The following is a 17,807-nucleotide window of genomic DNA, read 5'->3' as shown; positions in this document are numbered from 1 at the left end:
CAAGAGATATGTGTTGTAATAACAATTTGAATGAACGTCATCAAGGTACAAGAACGCATACGCAACTTGACCTGACTGACATCTCCGGAATGCGGTTCTTTGATCCGCATGTACATATGACCTCGCGGACCACGGACGACTACCAGGCTATGGCCGATGCGGGCATTGTGGCGTTAATTGAGCCGGCCTTTTGGCTTGGCCAACCCCGGACAGGCTTAGACAGCTTCCGCGACTACTACAGCAGCCTGATTGGCTGGGAACGATTCCGCTCCTCACAGTTTGGTATCAAACATTATTGCACGATCGGCTTAAATTCCAGGGAGGCAAATAATGAAGCACTGGCGGAGCAGGTGATGGAGCTGCTGCCATCTTTCGTCTATAAAGAAGGGGTTGTGGGTATCGGTGAAATCGGCTTTGATGACCAGACCGCCGCAGAAGAAAAATACTACAGGTTGCAGCTGGAACTCGCCAAAGAGGCCGGGCTACCGGTGCAGGTGCACACGCCGCATCGTGATAAAAAGAAGGGCACCAGCAGAAGCATGGATATTGCCATCGAACATGGCTTGTCGCCAGCTTCGATAATTATAGATCACAACAACGAAGAAACGGTAAAGGAAGTGCTGGATCGCGGATTCTGGGCAGCTTTTACCATTTATCCATTTACCAAGATGGGCAATGAACGGATGGTGGAGATCCTCAAGCAGTACGGCTCTGAGCGGATTATGATCAACTCTGCGGCGGACTGGGGTATCAGTGATCCGCTGGCTGTACCGAAGTCGGCCGCTTTAATGAAGCAGCGCGGCATATCGCTGCAGGACATTGAGCTGGTAACCTACCGGAACGCAATTACCGCCTTTGGACAGAGCGGCCAGATCAATGAAAAAGATTTTGATCAGGTACGCGAGGTGGATCAGGCACAGAAATTTGAAAGCAACTCCATATTACGTGGCGGACAACAGCCGCGGATTGATAAGAACAACATCATCATTGCATAAAGGTATGGCTAAAGCATTGGGATTGGTCAGGTTAATGCGACTGGCAAATGTGGTTACCGCGATTGCCGATGTACTCGCTGGTATTGCCATTTCGGGTTATTTCAGCAGTTCGGAAGATTACCTGCCGGTGTTGCTGCTTTGTGTCTCTACAATCGGTCTTTATAGCGGAGGCATCATCTTCAACGATGTTTTTGATGCGGGGCTGGATGCCATTGAGCGGCCGGAACGGCCCATCCCCAGCGGCATGGTCTCCCGGGCGGAAGCCATTGTTTTCGGAACGTTATTTTTCGGTATAGGCGTTGGGGCAGCGGCTTTGTTCCAGCCAGAATCTCTGGTGATCGCCATATTAATTGTACTGGCCTGCCTAAGCTATAACCGCTGGGCAAAACATTATACCGTATGGGGGCTGCTGAACATGGGGCTTTGCAGAGGCTTAAACCTCATGCTGGGGATGAGTATCTTGTCGCATGAAATTGGAAACTGGTGGTTCCTCGGGCTCATTCCCTTGGTTTATATTGCCTCCATCACCATCATCAGCAGGGGTGAGGTTCATGGTGGAAATCGGAAGATGCTGCGCATTGCTGCAATTTTGTACGCAGTGGTAATTATCAGCATTCTCGGGGTTTCCGCTTCCTTGCATAATATTGAACTGACCCTGGTTTTTCTCATTCCTTTTGTGCTGATGATTTTCAAGCCACTGTTAAGGGCTTTCCGTCTGCCCAGTGCAGAAAATATTGGAAAGGCGGTTAAAGCAGGTGTCATTGCGTTGATCCTACTGAATGCATCCTGGGCCGGCGCTTTTGGCATCTGGCAATTGGCCCTGTTCATCGTTATTTTATTACCACTCTCCCTGTGGCTGAGCAAATCTTTTGCCGTCACCTAATCAGACGATCATCATGAATTTTTTAGAGCAATCCTTTCATATCCGGTACGAATACAAGGTCTTTTTTACAGAGGGCCTGTTCGACACCGACAATCTCACGTTAGCAAACTTTTTCAGGGCTCAACCTTCAACGGTAGAAAAGAAGGTTCTGTTTGTGTTGGACGCAGGTCTGCTGGAAGCGAATCCATCCTTGAAAACGGCAATCACAGCATACTTTCAGGTACATACCGATGTGCAGCTCGCCGGGGAACTGTTGATCGTTCCTGGTGCTGAGGCCGCAAAGAACGACCCGGAAGCCTTTGAGCGAATTATTGACGCGGTGAATACCGAAGGGATCGACCGGCACAGCTATATTGCGGCCGTTGGCGGTGGCGCAGTGCTTGACCTGGTTGGTTATGCAGCTGCGGTGGCACATCGTGGTATCCGGCACATCCGCATACCCAGCACGGTGCTTTCGCAGAACGACTCCGGTATCGGCGTAAAAAATGGCATCAACTATAAAGGGAAGAAAAACTTTATAGGCAGCTTCGCACCACCGGCAGCGGTATTCAATGATAAGCGGTTCTTGCTGAGCCTGAATAATCGCGATTTCCGTTCTGGTATCGCAGAGGCTATAAAGGTAGCCTTGATTAAGGATGCTGCATTTTTTTCCTGGATGGAGGAACATGCCCATCTGTTGTTGAACCGCGATATGGATAGCATTGCTTACCTCATCAAGCGCTGTGCGCAACTTCATATGGAGCATATTGCCGGAGCAGACCCCTTTGAAATGGGCTCTTCCAGACCGCTGGATTTCGGTCACTGGTCTGCGCACAAGCTGGAACAGCTGAGCAACTTCAGCATTACACATGGGGAAGCTGTGGCTATGGGAATGGCGCTCGACAGCACATACTCGCTTCATGCCGGGGTACTGACGGAAGAGAAACTGCAACGCATCCTAAATTTACTGGCCATATTCTTCGACATTACCCATCCACTAATGCGGATCACCGACCTCAAGGCGCCAATTCTAGATGGCTTAGCCGAATTTCGCGAGCATCTCGGCGGTAAGTTATGCATTACCCTGCTCCGCGACATTGGTGTGGGATTCGAGGTTAATGAGATGGATCTGCATACGCTTTTACAGTCCAGCCAGTATATCCTGCAATTCAAAATGTTCCAGTTCAAAACGAATACCCTCCATTGATGAAGACCAAATCAGGGCATCTAGGCTATTGTACAAACATCCATGCGGGAAAAGACTGGAACGCAGATTTCGAGAATCTAAAAACCCACTTTCCGGAAATAAAGGCCGCCATCTCGCCAACCGAACCAATGGGTATCGGCTTGCGGCTGTCGAACACAGCCAGTATTACGCTAGCAGATCCAGCAGTGCAGGAAGAATTTAACAGCTGGTTAAAGGAAAATCAGGCATATGTCTTTACCATGAATGGCTTTCCTTATGGAGAATTCCATCATACCGTGGTTAAGGCGGATGTTCATAGCCCGGACTGGACCACAGCGGCACGAAAAGATTATACGATTCGTCTGGCACAGCTCCTAGCTGGCTTGTTGCCGGAAGCTATGGATGGCGGCATTTCAACGTCGCCCTTAAGCTACCGTCATTGGTTCCACACGGCCGATGCACTAAATGCTGCGGTTGAAATGGCAACTATGAATATCCTTGAGGTTGTAAAAGAATTGATTTCCATCTACCGGGAAACTGGTAAATTAATTCACCTGGATCTCGAACCTGAACCCGATGGTGTGATTGAATCCGGACCGGAATACATCAGTTGGTACGAAACCCAACTCCTGCGAATTGGTATACCGCTAATTGCGGGAACCTTCAGCCTGAATGATCAGGAAGCGGAAAGCCTGATTAAACAGCACCTTTGCCTCTGTTATGACGTTTGTCATTTCTCCATCGGCTATGAAAATCATGCTGCGGTACTCGAACAGCTAAAAACGAAAGGTTTAAAGGTTGGCAAAATACAGATCAGTGCCGCCTTAAAAGGCAAGTTTAGCGATGAAGCCCATAACCAGGCAATTCTGGAGGATTTTAAGAAGTTTAATGAGCCCACCTATCTTCATCAGGTTGTAGCAAAAGATGCTGCTGGCAAGTTAACGCGCTATCCGGACCTGGATGAAGCCTTAGCTGCTTTTCATCCAAAAGCAGCAGCAGAATGGCGGGCCCATTTTCACGTGCCGGTTTCTACCGACCGGATCGGGCAGCTTTATTCCACCAGGGACGATATTGTCCAAGTACTAGAGCTTCAGAAACAAGCACCCTTTACCAATCACCTGGAAGTCGAAACCTATACCTGGGAGGTGCTGCCTGAAGGAATGAAAATACCCATCGCCCAATCCATCAGCAATGAACTGGACTGGGTGATCAATCATGCGATAAAATGAAGAAAACCGTAGTTATTGATGTTGTTGGACTGTCCTCAAACTTAATTGGGGAACACACACCGTTTCTCCAACGATACCTGAAAACACATCATATCAGCCACATTAAGCCTATGCTGCCTGCAGTTACTACAGCAGTGCAGTCGACCTATCTCACCGGGAAGAATGCCACGGAACATGGAATTGTGGGCAATGGCTGGTACGACCGTACGGATGCAGAAGTGAAGTTCTGGAAACAGTCCAACAAGCTGGTACAGCAACCAAAAATATGGGATAAAGCGAAAGCCATAGATCCCAACTTCACTTGTGCGAACATGTTCTGGTGGTATAACATGTACTCCAATGCAGATTATTCGGTGACTCCAAGGCCCAACTACCTTGCTGATGGTAGAAAAATACCGGATTGCTATTCCGCACCAGCAGAACTGCGTGACATCCTGCAGCAGGAGCTGGGTCAGTTTCCTTTGTTTCATTACTGGGGCCCTGGGGCGGACATTAAATCCAGCGATTGGATTGCCAAGGCGTCCATGCTTACTGACGAGCGTTATGACCCTACATTAACCCTGATCTATTTGCCACATCTGGATTATTGCCTGCAGAAATTTGGGCAGGATTTTTCCAGGATCAGCAAGGATCTACAGGAAATAGACAATTTGCTCAAAGATCTGGTGAACCATTATGAGCGTAAAGGTGCCAGCGTGATCATCCTTTCCGAATATGGCATTGTGCCGGTTCACAGGCCCATTCACTTGAATCGTGTGCTGCGCGAACATGGCCTTCTGCAGGTACGTGTGGAGCGAGGGCTCGAACTGCTTGATGCCGGTGCTTCTAAGGCCTTTGTCGTAGCAGATCACCAGGTGGCGCATGTTTATATCAACGACCCCACAGTAACGCAGCAGGTAAAAGAAATCCTTTCCAGCAGTCGCGGTATTTCCTTGATGCTTGATGAAGCTGGTAAAAAGGCTTATGGCATTGCACACGAAAGGGCAGGAGACCTGGTATTGGTAGCCGAAGCAGACAGCTGGTTTACCTATTACTTCTGGCTGGACGATGCAAAAGCCCCGGATTATGCGCGTTGCGTAGACATCCACAAGAAACCTGGATATGATCCTGTGGAGATGTTTATGAGCTCTAAAGGTCGTGCAGCCTACAAGTTACTGCAAAAAAAGGCGGGCTTCCGGTATGTAATGGATGTGGTGCCACTGGATGCCAGGCTGATCAAAGGTTCTCATGGTAGCATTAATGTTTCCGAAGCATTCTATCCGGTGCTGATTACCGATAAAGCACAACCTATTGCGCAGTTGGAGGCGACGGAGATCCATGATGTGATCTGGCGGGAACTTATGCGGGATGAATAGGAAATGAATCGTCTGCTGGCGGGATTAAAGCTTTTCAAAGGGAATATCCATCAGCTCATATTTCTCCCAGCCGCGGAAGTCGTAATGCCACCATTCGTTGTACATCACGCGGAAGCCATGTTTCTCCATTACCCCGATCAGGAAATCCCGGTTTTTCTTTATTGCGGTCGGTAAGTCCTGGTAATCTGCGGCAGCGGCCTTGCTGAAACTGTCGTAAGGCGTCGGCATGGGCACATCCTTGCCCGTTTTCAGATCAATGATCGATAGATCTACTGCGCAACCACGGTTATGCTTGGAACCACTTTTTGGATGGGCTACAAAGTTCTTGTCGGATGCTTTCTGGTAAAAGGCTACCGTGATCGTGTACGGGCGGTAGGCGTCAAATATCTTCAGTCCATAACCTTTCTTCTTCAGTTCGGCCTGTATTTTCTTCAACTGTTCCACCACAGGCTTTCTCGCGAAAGCTCGGGCTGATGGATACATCACCTGCTTCATGAAGTTGTTTTTTGTGGCATAGCGGATGTCCAGCACCACGCCTGGAACTGCCTTTTTGATGTCTACCAATGCTTTTTCCGGATGTGCCTTAATGGATGCACGGTACGCCTGCGGACTGTTGATGATGTTCAGGCCATAGGGGTTCTTTTGTGCCCAAAGCACCGATACCTGAAAGAAAAGCAGCAAAGCAAGGATGTACCTCATGATCCTATCAACGATTAGAAACCACAAGCAACTCTATGTCCTTGTATGGCAGGTTAAACTTGTTTGCAAGGTCTTTATTCGTCAGATGCCCTTGATAGATATACAGCGCCTGCCGGATACCCGGCTTGCTCCAGGCCAGGTTCACCATGCCACCCATCTCACCAATATCCACCAGAATTGGGGTGAAGATATTCGTCAGCGCATAAGATGCCGTACGAGGCACCCTAGAAGCAATGTTTGGTACACAGTAATGAATTACATCGTACTTCCGGAAAACCGGGTCTTTATGATTGGTTACTTCGGAGGTCTCAAAACAGCCGCCCTGGTCAATACTTACGTCGATAACCACGGAATCCGGCTTCATCTTGCTTACGGTCTCTTCGGTAACAATGCAGGGGCTGCGTCCATTCGTTGCACGGATGGCACCTATAACTACGTCGCAGGTGGTAATGGCTTTATTCAGCACAATAGGCTGCATAACGGATGTATATACCCGGTCGTGCAGGTTGTTCTGCAAGCGGCGAAGCCGGTAAATGGAGCTGTCGAATACCTTTACTTCGGCACCCAGAGACAGGGCAGTTCGAGCTGCATATTCACCCACGGTTCCTGCACCCAGAATAACGATCTCTGTTGGAGGCACACCGGTAAAGCCGCCAAGCATCAAACCTTTGCCTCCCGTAACGTTGCTCAGGTACTCTGCAGCGATGAAAATGGATGTTGCTCCCACAATTTCGCTCATGGCCCGTACCACGCTCAGGCTGTTGCCTTCATCGCGTAAGTGCTCAAAGCTTAAAGCATTTATCTTTTTATCTAAAAGGGCTTTCAGGTAATCCAGTTTAATGGAGCCCATCTGAAGTGCAGAAATCAGCGTCTGCCCTTTATGCATCATCGCGATTTCTTCGAAGGTGGGCGGGGCAATCTTTACCAGGATATCGGCATCGAAAACTTCTTTTTTGTTAAACGTAATAATGGCACCCTGCTCCGCATAGTCATGGTCGGAGAAGTTCGCACCAACACCGGCACCACTTTCCAGCACCACCTTGTGCCCATGGTTCACCAGCAAGGCCACGGAAAGCGGGGTTAGGGCAATCCTGTTCTCCTGAAAAGAGATCTCCTTAGGGATGCCGATGTAAAGACTATTGTTCTTCTCTTTTATCTCTGACAAGGTCTCCTTTGGCTGTATTAATCCTTGCTGGGCAATAGAGGCCATTTCTTCTCTTAAACAAGTAGCCATTTTTATTTATTAAGTTCTTAGAATACTAAAGATAAGCAATAAGGCATTAAATTTTCGAAATGCTGATTAGTCGCTGTTCCGGACCGGTGACCTGGATGTCAACTTTCACATGATGCTCGGGGATCAACAATGCAATGCGTTCCGGCCATTCAATCAGGCAGCGGTCGCCCGAATAGAAGTATTCCTCGTAGCCGATGTCGTAGGCTTCTTGTAAATCCTTGATCCTGTAGAAATCAAAATGATAGATCTTGCCATTTTTGGCCAGATATTCATTGACAATGGAGAATGTTGGACTGGAGACCAGATCATCAACACCCAGGGCTTCACAAATCACTTTAATGAAAGTGGTTTTCCCGGCGCCCATATCGCCTTCAAACAGAAAGATCTTCTCCGCTGCTGCAAACTCGAGTAATTGCCTGGCAGCAGATTTAAGATCTTCCTGACTATTTATCTGAATATTCATTTATCGTGAACTGTATGTCGCTACCGGAATAACCATTTCTTCAAGTGAGATACCTCCATGCTGAAAGGTCTCGTTGTAATAATTCACAAACTGATTGTAATTGTTCTGGTAAACGAAGTAGCGGTCTTCTTTCGCAAAAATATAATTTGAGCTGATATTGATCTTTGGCAGCTGCGCTTCATGCGGATTTTTGATCAGAAACACCTCTTTAGCGTTATAGTTCAAATTCCGTCCCTGCTTATAACGCAGGTTCGTGTTCGTATTGCGATCACCAATTACCTTACTTGGATGTTTTACCCGGATGGTGCCGTGATCGGTTGTGATCACCAGCTTCACCGGCTTCTGTGAGATCTTTTTCAACAGATCCAATAATGGCGAGTGCTCAAACCAGGACATTGTTAAGGAGCGGTAAGCTGCATCATCATTTGCAAGCTCGCGGATCATCTGCATATCGGTACGCGCATGCGAAAGCATGTCGACAAAGTTGTAAACGATAGCATTAAATTCGTTTTGCATCAGGTTGTTCACCTGTTCCGTTAATGCTTTTCCATCATCATAGGTCAGGATCTTGTTATAGCTGAATTTGCAATCCTTACGGAGACTTCTCTTGATCTGATCTTCCAGAAAGGCCGCTTCATGCAGGTTTTTACCACCGTCATCATCGTCATTCTGCCACATTGAAGGGAAACGTTTTTCCATTTCCAAAGGCATCAGGCCCGAGAAGATGGCGTTTCTCGCATATTGGGTGGCTGTTGGAAGGATACTGGAATAAGTATCTTCCTCTTCCATACGGAAGTATTCCGTGATCAGCGGATTGATGATTTTCCATTGATCATAACGAAGGTTGTCGATCAGAATAAAGAAAACCGGAACATTGGGATTGATTAAAGGAAATACCTTCTTTTTAAGGAGTTCATTCGATAGCAATGGCGCTTTCTCTTTGCCATTTACCCAGCCCAGGTAATTGTCTTCAATGAACTTGGAGAACTGCATGTTGGCCTCAGACTTCTGCATGGTAAGAATTTCATGCATCTGCGGATCATCCAGCTTCTCGAGCTCCAATTCCCAAAATACCAGCTTTTTATATACGTCGACCCATTCTTCATAGCTCAGCTTATCGTTTAGGGTCATACCCAAACGCCTGAAATCCTGCTGGTAGGCCATAGAGGTCTTCTCGCTCACCAGGCGCTTGTTGTCGATAATCTTTTTTATGGTTAATAGTACCTGTTTCGGATTTACAGGCTTGATCAGATAGTCATCGATCTTTGAACCGATCGCATCTTCCATCAGGTTTTCTTCTTCACTTTTGGTGATCAGCACCACCGGCACGTCACTCTTTATATTTTTTATCGCGGAAAGCGTTTCAATTCCGCTCAGACCTGGCATGTTTTCGTCAAGAAATACGAGATCAAAATGTTCTTTGCCAAACGCTTCCAGGGCATCATTACCATTGGTAAAAGTGGTTACATCATAACCCTTTTCGTTTAGCAGTAAGATATGTGGTTTTAATAAGTCAATCTCATCATCGGCCCATAGAATCTTAGTTTCCTGCATTATTTATCTAATTAGTATTCAAAAAGAACCTGCTCTTTCCAAACTATGGATAAAATTAGCAATTTTTGTACCGGATAAACGATTCGACCCATATTGAACAAGAAGAAAATCATAAATGATCCGGTTTACGGATTTATAAATATACCCTCTGCCTTACTCTTTGACCTGATCTCGCACCCGTATTTCCAGCGTTTGAGATACATCAAGCAGTTGGGCATGACCCACCTGGTGTATCCGGGCGCACTACATACGCGCTTTCATCACGCCCTGGGTGCGATGCACCTGATGAGCCTGGCCATCAAAGTGCTGCGCGACAAAGGTCATGAGGTAACCGCGGATGAAGAAGAGGCTGCTACCATTGCCATTCTATTGCATGACATTGGCCATGGGCCTTTTTCCCATGCGCTGGAACATTCGCTGGTCAATGGGATTAAACATGAAGACATCTCCATGCTGATCATGCAGCGGCTGAATGAGGCCTTCGATGGAAAGCTGAGCCTGGCCATCCGGATCTTCACCGGCAATTACCACAAGAGGTTCCTACATCAGCTGATCTCCGGACAGCTTGATCTGGACCGTATGGATTACCTGAACCGCGACAGCTTTTTCACGGGTGTTTCTGAAGGCGTGATCAGCTTCGACCGGATCATCAAGATGTTCAATGTAAGTAATGGTGAGCTGGTGATCGAAGAGAAAGGGATATACTCCATTGAGAATTTCCTGATTTCAAGACGCTTAATGTACTGGCAGGTGTACTTGCATAAAACGGTGATTGCTGCTGAACAGCTGTTGGTGAAGATCCTGGAGCGTGCCCGTGAACTCGCGGCTGGCGGCGTAGACCTTTTTGCCTCACCTGCATTGAAGCACTTCCTGACCAATAACATCTCAGAAGCGGCTTTCTTTTCCGAACCCTTACATTTGGCGCAGTTTACAACCCTGGATGATCAGGATATCTTTACCTCGATAAAGGTATGGGTATCGCACCCGGATCACATCCTGTCGGAGCTCTGCAAAATGCTTACCGCAAGGAACCTTTATAAGATTGAGATCAGCAATGATGAACCTGGTGCCGAGCGTATGAATATGCTAAAAGACACCACTGCTGCAGTTTACCACATCAGTAAAGCAGAAAGCAGCTATTTCGTGTTTACCGCCGCAATTATGAACCGCGCCTACAATGCCGGAACAGGAAACATCAATATTCTGTTAAAAAACAGTACGATAATTGATATAGCTAAAGCATCGGATCTATCGAACTTGGAATCATTGGATAGAACTGTAACAAAGCATATTTTGTGTTATCCAAGAACGATTTAAGAAATTTTAACAAATAAGTAACCATTTTATTCCGTCTTTAGCCTATTGGAAGGCTAACAAATACCAGAAGGGGTAATTTGTTCATATCAATTTAACATCTAACTTTGTAAAATGCAATTTACTGCCCGGCAGATAAGCGAACTTTTAAATGGAACCGTAGAGGGGGATGAAAATGTTCTTGTAGGAGAACTTTCGAAGATTGAGGATGGTAAGGCCGGTTCGCTGTGTTTTTTATCAAATCCAAAGTATGAGAACTATCTGTACGGCTCAAAGGCTTCCATTGTAATTGTAGGGGCCGACTTTACACCTGCTCAGCCTGTTCAAGCAACCTTAATAAAGGTTCCCGACCCATATAGTGCTTTTTCCATCTTACTGGAAAAATATAATGAAATGTTAAATATGCCCGACGAGAAGTCTGGTATTGAGCAGCCGAGTTTTGTGCACCCAAGTGCCAAGATTGGTAAGAACGTTTTCATTGGCGCTTTCTCGTACATTTCCGAACATGTTGTCATTGGCGATAACACCAAGATTAATGCACAGGTATTTGTTGGCGCTGAGGCTGTAATCGGCGAGAAATGTCTGATCCAGCCAGGCGTAAAAATTTATAATCGCTCCGCAATTGGTAACCGCGTGATCATTCATTCCAATACCGTGATCGGCAGTGATGGCTTTGGCTTTGCGCCACAGGCGGATGGCACCTATTCGAAGATCCCGCAGATTGGAAATGTGGTGGTCGAAGATGATGTGGAGATCGGTGCCAATACCACGATCGACCGTGCGACCATGGGTTCTACCTTTATCCGTAAAGGGGTGAAACTGGACAACCTGATCCAGATTGCACATAACGTTGATGTTGGGGCACATACGGTTGTCGCCGCACAGTCTGGTATTTCCGGAAGCACTAAGCTTGGTGGAAACTCTGTAATCGGAGGCCAGGTCGGCATTGCCGGTCACCTGAGTCTGGCAAAAGGAACCCAGATCGGTGCACAAGCGGGCATTAACTTTAACACCGTAGAAGAAAACAAACAATGGCATGGTAGTCCGGCGCAGCCACTGCGTGACTGGATGAGGGCCTCTGTGATATTTAAACAATTACCAAGTGTCGAAAAGCGCATCTCAAAATTAGAGGCTAAGATTGCCGAACTAACAGCTTTATTAGATCAAAGTAACACTACACAGACTTCATAATGAACGTAAAACAGAAGACCATTAAAAGTGAAATCTCCGTAACTGGGGTCGGTTTACACACCGGAGCGAATGTGACTTTAACTTTTAGTCCTGCACCAGAAAATCATGGGTTTAAATTTCAACGTATTGATTTGCCTGAACAGCCAATTATTGAGGCAGATTGTGATTACGTGACGGACACTGCACGCGGTACAACCTTAACTCAAAATGGTGCAAGCATCAGCACAGTGGAACATGTAATGGCATCGCTTGTTGGTATGGACCTGGACAACGTTTTAATGAAAGTTGATGGCCCTGAAGTTCCGATCATGGATGGTAGTGCAATCCAGTTCGTGGAGGCGCTGGAAAGTGTTGGAACGCTTTTACAAGATAAAGACCGTGAATACTTCCAGATTCCACATAACATCACCTATACAGAGCCTGATCGTAAAGTAGAGATCGTAGCCATGCCTTTGGATGACTACCGCTTTACCTGTATGATTGATTATAATTCACCAGTACTGGGTAGCCAGCATGCCGGTATTTCCAGCATCGCTGAATTCAAGAAAGATATCGCATCCTGCCGTACCTTCTGCTTCCTGCACGAACTGGAGTACCAGTTAAATCACAACCTGATCAAAGGTGGTGACCTGAACAATGCGATCGTGATCGTTGATAAAGAGGTTACTGCTGAGGAGCTTGATCACCTGGCCAAGCTGTTCAACCGCAATGAGATCAAAGTTGCGCCACAAGGCATCCTGAACAATATGGAACTGCGTTACCAGAACGAACCTGCAAGACATAAACTGCTGGACATGATCGGTGACCTGGCATTGGTTGGGGTACATTTGAAGGGCCATATTATGGCTGCAAGACCTGGCCATGCGGCAAACGTTGCTTTCGCAAAGAAAATTAAAGCAGCAATTAAAAAAGAAAAGAACAAAAAAGTACAACATACCTACGATCCAGGTGCTAAACCACTTTATGATGTGGTTCAGATCATGGACATTCTTCCGCACAGACAGCCTTTCCTGTTTATTGATAAGATTCTGGAGCTTTCCAAAACACACGTGGTGGGCGTGAAAAACGTGACCATGAATGAGGAATTCTTCAAAGGTCATTTCCCGGGTGCACCAGTAATGCCTGGTGTAATTCAAATCGAGGCCATGGCACAAACCGGAGGCATTTTGGTGCTCAGCACCGTACCTGACCCAAGAAATTACCTGACTTACTTCCTGAAAATTGACAACGTGAGATTCCGTGCCCAGGTGTTGCCTGGCGACACCATCGTGTTCCGTTGTGATCTGATGGAGCCAATCAGACGTGGCATCGCTCAAATGAAAGGTGTCGGCATGGTCGGTGAGAAAGTTGTGGTAGAAGCAGAGATGATGGCACAGATCAGTAAAGTAAAAGAAACACAGCCAACAACATGATACAACCGCTAGCATATATACATCCACAGGCTAAAATAGCTGATACCGTGGTGATCGAGCCTTTCGCCGTTATACATAAAGACGTCGAGATTGGTGAAGGAACCTGGGTAGGTTCGAATGTGGTCATCATGGATGGTGCGCGTATTGGTAAAAACTGCCGGATCTTTCCCGGCTCGGTGATATCGGGTATCCCGCAGGATTTGAAGTTTGCCGGAGAGGTGACTACCGCAGAAATCGGCGACAATACTACCATCAGGGAGTGTGTAACCATTAACCGTGGTACAAAAGATAAATGGAAGACCGTTGTAGGCAGCAACTGTCTGATCCAGGCTTATTCCCATATTGCGCACGACTGTCAGGTCGGCAATCACTGTATCTTCTCCAATAGCACGACGCTTGCAGGACACATCACCATTGGTGATTATGTGGTACTTGCCGGATTAGTAGCCATCAATCAGTTTGTTAAAGTTGGTTCTCACGCTTTTGTAACCGGTGGATCACTGGTTCGTAAAGACGTTCCGCCGTACGTAAAAGCTGCACGTGAGCCGCTTTCCTATGCAGGGATCAATTCGGTCGGGTTGCGCAGAAGGGGTTTCTCTTCCGAGCAGATCGATGAAATACAGGAAATCTACCGGATACTCTTTGTGCGTCATAACAACGTGACCAAGGCGCTGGACATGATCGAAACGGAATTTAAACCTACAGAGATCAGGGACGAAATTGTAGACTTCATCAGGAACTCCAACCGGGGTGTGATGAAAGGTTATGGTTCGGGAAATTAACCTCAGGGTTAGATGCGGATCGAACTTAAAGACGCGGGACGTCGCTTCAATCAGGAATGGATATACAGACATGTAAGCTACCTGTTTGAAGCGCCCAACCGTTATGCCGTACTCGGTCCCAATGGCTCTGGCAAATCAACGCTGCTAAGCCTTCTTTTAGGCAATCTCGCGCCCTCCGAAGGTGAGATCAGCTACACCGCTGCAGATGGCAGCAATATCCCCGTAGATGAAGTCTACAAACACCTCAGCTTTGCTGCACCATACCTGGATCTCATTGAAGAATTCACGCTGCAGGAAACCATCGACTTCCATTTTAAATTCAAGAAAGTTCATCCGGCAATCGCAAAATCCGAAATATTGAACTTACTAGGGCTGAAAAAGTCGCAGGATAAACCCCTTAAATACTTCTCTTCCGGCATGAAACAGCGAACCAAGCTGATTCTGGCCTGCTGCTCCGACACGCCAATGTTGTGTTTGGACGAGCCCACCTCCAACCTCGACGTTCAAGGCATCGCCTGGTACCAACAATTGATCGAGCAATTTTCAGACAAACGCCTCCTAATTGTCTGCTCCAATCAAAAAAATGAATATTTGTTCTGCAATCATTTATTAGAAGTTACTGATTATAAGTAAACAAGTTTATATTTGTGTATAGTTTTTCGGGAAAAAGCGAGAAATAATTGGTTAATTAAAATATTTATATTTACTATTGTTTTATAAGTAATTTACTTTTACCTTTGCGGCACCAAATAAGGCCGATAATATAAGGTTGATTTTTAGTACAATGGCAAAAGCATCAGAAGTAAAAAGTGGTAATATTCTTCGTTTCAATGGTGACCTCGTACAGGTAGAAGAGTTCCTTCACCGCACACCTGGAAACCTTAGAGCTTTTTACCAGGCCAGAATGAGAAATGTTAAGACTGGAAAACTGGTTGAATACAGATTTCGTACAGATGAAGAGGTAACCATCTGTCGTGTTGAAACCAGCGATTATCAGTACCTATATGAGGATGGAGATTTCCTTGTGGTAATGGACAACAATTCTTTTGAGCAGTTTAACATCCCGAAGATCCTTTTTGGAGATTCTGTTAAATTTCTGAAAGAAGGCATGAATGTGATTATCGCATTTGAAAGTGACGAGCCGATCATGGCACAAACACCTTCACATGTAGAGTTGGAAATTACCTATACAGAGCCTGCAGTTAAAGGCGACACTTCAACAAACGCATTGAAATATGCAACTGTTGAAACAGGCGTAGAAATTAAAGTGCCAATGTTTATCAACCAGGGCGATAAAGTTAAAGTTGATACACGTACTGGCGATTACATAGAAAGAGTAAAATAAAGATTTTTCATAGTTTAGTTTTAGGTTTAGGTTGATTGTGGCTTCGGAGTGGTTCCCGAAGCCATCTTTTTTTATATATAATTGTAAATGAAAAAATCAGCACTCCGGAAACAAGCCAATCTGTTAAGGGCGCAGCTTGATCCTGAAGGCGTTCAATCGCTGTCCAGACAACTCTTAGCCCAGTTTAGCCAGCTCAACTTCAATGGGGTAAAAGTGCTGCATACCTTTTTACCGATACAGGAAAAGAACGAACCCGATACCTTCCTTTTCATCGAATGGCTTCGTGAACACCAGCCCGACATCAAGATTATTGTACCAAGATCAGATTTCAGTACCTTCTTAATGACGCATCATGTACTGGGCGATCATAAAGCCCTGCAAAAAAATGCTTTCAACATCCTCGAGCCACAGCATGGAGAAGAACACAAGGGAGAGATTGACATGGTTTTATTGCCTTTGCTGGCTTTCGATAAAAGAGGATACCGTGCAGGCTATGGAAAGGGTTTTTACGACCGCTTTCTTCAGGGCATGGATACACTCAAGGTTGGCTTGTCGTTTTTTGATGTTTCAGCAGACATTGAAGATGTAAATGAACACGACCTGAAACTCGATCTATGCATAACTCCAGGCAAGCTGTATGATTTTCGCCCGCCTGAAGTTTAGTTTGCATTTAAACGTTTAGTTCCAGTAATACCGGGCAATGATCGGAATGAATGGCATCCGGTAGAATGCTGACCTTCTTCAAACGCGGTAACATTGGTTCGGTCGCCAGGTGGTAGTCGATACGCCAGCCCAGGTTCTTGCCCCTTGAACCCGCACGGAAGCTCCACCAGGTGTAATGATGCGGATCTTTGGTGAAATGCCTGAAGGTATCAATGAATCCACGTTTCAGGAACAGATCCATCCATTCACGTTCTTCCGGCAGAAAACCAGAAGAGTTCGCGTTGGACTTTGGATTGTGAATGTCTATCGGCGTATGGCAGATGTTGTAATCGCCCGAAATGATCAAATTCGGATATACTTTCCTTAATTCATCAATGTAGCCGTCGAAGAACTTCATAAATTCATACTTTTTAACCTGCCGTTCGTCGCCGCTTGATCCAGATGGCATGTACAGGCTCATCAGGGAGAAGTCTCCAAAATCAGCCCTTAAAATGCGTCCTTCACGGTCGATCCATTCCTCCCCGCAGCCATATTCTACATGCAGCGGCTTAACCCGGCTAAAAATAGCCACACCGCTGTAGCCCTTTTTCTCCGCCGGAAACCAGTAATGGTGGTATCCGAGCTGTTCGATCAATGCAATGATTTCAGGTATTTGTTCCGGCATGGCCTTTACTTCCTGCAAACACACCATGTCTGCGTCCGTAGCCTGCAGCCAGCCAAAAAAGTTCTTGGTAGCCGCAGAGCGAATACCGTTTACGTTATAGGATATAATTTTCATGTAAGGCTTTCTAAAGGTATTGTTATTAATATTCTTTATTGATCAGCAGTGGATTGCTGGTTTTAAGCGCCCTTTCCAACTTGCGGGCCTGGCGACGCTTCAAAATGCTAACCTCCATCTTTACGTCAGTTACCGGCCGGTCTCTTTCATCCGTTTTCAGCACAGCAATGCTGTCAACAAGTTCCAGCCCTTGAACCACCTCCCCAAAGGCCGTGTAGTTGCGGTCCAGGTGTGGGGAGCCACCCAGCGTTTTGTAAACGGCACGATGACTTTCCGGCAATTTAAACTGCAATCTTTTCGTTTCGATGGCATCCAGCTGCTCGTCGGTGTAGGTTTTCCCCTGAACGATATAGAACTGGCAACCACTGGAAGCTTTCTCCGGATTGTTGTCCCTTGCTGCAGCAAGTACGCCCTTTTTATGGAACAGGCTATCCCTGAACTCCGCCGGAACCTGGTAACCTACATCACCCTCGCCAAGCGCCGCACCACCCGCTGCATTCCTCGAATCAGGGTCTCCACCCTGGATCATGAAGTTCTGGATCACCCGGTGAAACAAGGTGCCATGATAAAACTTCTCTTTTGCAAGCTTCAGGAAGTTGTCGCGGTGTAATGGCGTTTGATTGTAGAGCATGATGATACATTCTCCTTTATCGGTGCTGATGCGAACATACTGATGCTTCGGCTTTGCCGCATAACTGCCCAGACTCAAGCACAGCAGGGCTACTAAAAAAAGGTTTTTCATTGC

18 protein-coding genes are annotated in these 17,807 nt (G+C 46.4%); 12 read left to right on the top strand and 6 right to left on the bottom strand.

What is annotated here, in order from left to right; all coding sequences use genetic code 11:
* The first annotated feature begins 8 nt into the window (after positions 1–8).
* The 5 genes from AC5WJX_RS02140 to AC5WJX_RS02120 are packed head-to-tail and all read left to right on the top strand — an operon-like array spanning position 9 to position 5,627.
* Entirely contained in the window at positions 9–995 is a 987-nt protein-coding gene (locus tag AC5WJX_RS02140) for a TatD family hydrolase (protein ID WP_494483162.1), read from the top strand.
* Positions 996–999: 4 nt separating this feature from the next.
* Positions 1,000–1,878, top strand: coding sequence for a UbiA-like protein EboC (eboC, locus tag AC5WJX_RS02135; RefSeq protein WP_494483161.1), 879 nt, complete (start codon positions 1,000–1,002; stop codon positions 1,876–1,878).
* Positions 1,879–1,891: 13 nt separating this feature from the next.
* The gene (locus tag AC5WJX_RS02130) at positions 1,892–3,064 is read left to right on the top strand and encodes a 3-dehydroquinate synthase (protein WP_494483160.1); all 1,173 of its coding nucleotides are present in this window, start codon (positions 1,892–1,894) and stop codon (positions 3,062–3,064) included.
* Positions 3,064–4,272: a metabolite traffic protein EboE gene (gene eboE / locus AC5WJX_RS02125; protein ID WP_494483159.1), complete on the top strand. Its 1,209-nt coding sequence runs from the start codon at positions 3,064–3,066 to the stop codon at positions 4,270–4,272. Before AC5WJX_RS02130 ends, eboE begins: the two co-directional genes overlap by 1 nt.
* Complete coding sequence (locus tag AC5WJX_RS02120; RefSeq protein WP_494483158.1) at positions 4,269–5,627, top strand: alkaline phosphatase family protein; 1,359 nt, start codon at positions 4,269–4,271, stop codon at positions 5,625–5,627. The genes eboE and AC5WJX_RS02120 overlap by 4 nt, the downstream gene beginning before the upstream one ends.
* A 24-nt stretch (positions 5,628–5,651) precedes the next feature.
* Here AC5WJX_RS02120 and AC5WJX_RS02115 read toward each other — a convergent pair whose 3' ends face one another.
* The 4 genes from AC5WJX_RS02115 to porX are packed head-to-tail and all read right to left on the bottom strand — an operon-like array spanning position 5,652 to position 9,577.
* Complete coding sequence (locus tag AC5WJX_RS02115) at positions 5,652–6,326, bottom strand: M15 family metallopeptidase (RefSeq protein ID WP_494483157.1); 675 nt, start codon at positions 6,324–6,326, stop codon at positions 5,652–5,654.
* Positions 6,327–6,333: 7 nt separating this feature from the next.
* Entirely contained in the window at positions 6,334–7,560 is a 1,227-nt protein-coding gene (locus AC5WJX_RS02110; protein WP_440428775.1) for an alanine dehydrogenase, read from the bottom strand.
* A 46-nt stretch (positions 7,561–7,606) separates the two neighbouring features.
* Complete coding sequence (gene tsaE, locus AC5WJX_RS02105; protein WP_494483156.1) at positions 7,607–8,023, bottom strand: tRNA (adenosine(37)-N6)-threonylcarbamoyltransferase complex ATPase subunit type 1 TsaE; 417 nt, start codon at positions 8,021–8,023, stop codon at positions 7,607–7,609.
* The gene (porX, locus tag AC5WJX_RS02100; RefSeq protein ID WP_440428777.1) at positions 8,024–9,577 is read right to left on the bottom strand and encodes a T9SS response regulator signal transducer PorX; all 1,554 of its coding nucleotides are present in this window, start codon (positions 9,575–9,577) and stop codon (positions 8,024–8,026) included.
* A gap of 93 nt (positions 9,578–9,670) precedes the next feature.
* Here porX and AC5WJX_RS02095 point away from each other — a divergent pair, with 93 nt between their 5' ends.
* The 7 genes from AC5WJX_RS02095 (at position 9,671) to AC5WJX_RS02065 (ending at position 16,284) form a co-directional block, all read left to right on the top strand.
* Positions 9,671–10,894, top strand: a complete 1,224-nt coding sequence (locus AC5WJX_RS02095; protein WP_494483155.1) for an HD domain-containing protein — start codon at positions 9,671–9,673, stop codon at positions 10,892–10,894.
* A 111-nt stretch (positions 10,895–11,005) separates the two neighbouring features.
* Positions 11,006–12,082 (top strand): UDP-3-O-(3-hydroxymyristoyl)glucosamine N-acyltransferase, encoded by a 1,077-nt coding sequence (gene lpxD, locus AC5WJX_RS02090; RefSeq protein WP_494483154.1) that lies wholly within the window; start codon positions 11,006–11,008, stop codon positions 12,080–12,082.
* On the top strand, positions 12,082–13,494 hold the full coding sequence (locus AC5WJX_RS02085) for a bifunctional UDP-3-O-[3-hydroxymyristoyl] N-acetylglucosamine deacetylase/3-hydroxyacyl-ACP dehydratase (protein ID WP_440428780.1): 1,413 nt from the start codon (positions 12,082–12,084) through the stop codon (positions 13,492–13,494). The genes lpxD and AC5WJX_RS02085 overlap by 1 nt, the downstream gene beginning before the upstream one ends.
* Positions 13,491–14,276, top strand: coding sequence for an acyl-ACP--UDP-N-acetylglucosamine O-acyltransferase (lpxA, locus tag AC5WJX_RS02080; RefSeq protein ID WP_494483153.1), 786 nt, complete (start codon positions 13,491–13,493; stop codon positions 14,274–14,276). The genes AC5WJX_RS02085 and lpxA overlap by 4 nt, the downstream gene beginning before the upstream one ends.
* A gap of 12 nt (positions 14,277–14,288) precedes the next feature.
* Positions 14,289–14,909 carry an ABC transporter ATP-binding protein gene (locus AC5WJX_RS02075; RefSeq protein WP_494483152.1) on the top strand — a complete coding sequence of 207 codons (621 nt, stop codon included), beginning with the start codon at positions 14,289–14,291 and terminating at the stop codon, positions 14,907–14,909.
* 151 nt (positions 14,910–15,060) lie between these two features.
* Positions 15,061–15,621: an elongation factor P gene (efp, locus tag AC5WJX_RS02070; RefSeq protein ID WP_440428783.1), complete on the top strand. Its 561-nt coding sequence runs from the start codon at positions 15,061–15,063 to the stop codon at positions 15,619–15,621.
* Between the two features lie 87 nt (positions 15,622–15,708).
* Positions 15,709–16,284 carry a 5-formyltetrahydrofolate cyclo-ligase gene (locus tag AC5WJX_RS02065; RefSeq protein WP_494483151.1) on the top strand — a complete coding sequence of 192 codons (576 nt, stop codon included), beginning with the start codon at positions 15,709–15,711 and terminating at the stop codon, positions 16,282–16,284.
* A 7-nt stretch (positions 16,285–16,291) separates the two neighbouring features.
* Here AC5WJX_RS02065 and AC5WJX_RS02060 read toward each other — a convergent pair whose 3' ends face one another.
* On the bottom strand, positions 16,292–17,062 hold the full coding sequence (locus AC5WJX_RS02060; RefSeq protein ID WP_494483150.1) for an exodeoxyribonuclease III: 771 nt from the start codon (positions 17,060–17,062) through the stop codon (positions 16,292–16,294).
* A 25-nt stretch (positions 17,063–17,087) separates the two neighbouring features.
* A complete protein-coding gene (locus AC5WJX_RS02055; protein WP_494483149.1) occupies positions 17,088–17,804 on the bottom strand; it encodes a peptidylprolyl isomerase in 717 nt (238 codons plus the stop codon).
* Positions 17,805–17,807: the final 3 nt, after the last annotated feature.

The organism is Pedobacter sp. NEAU-ZC8, assembly GCF_059278965.1.
This window is presented reverse-complemented; position numbering and strand designations above follow the sequence as displayed.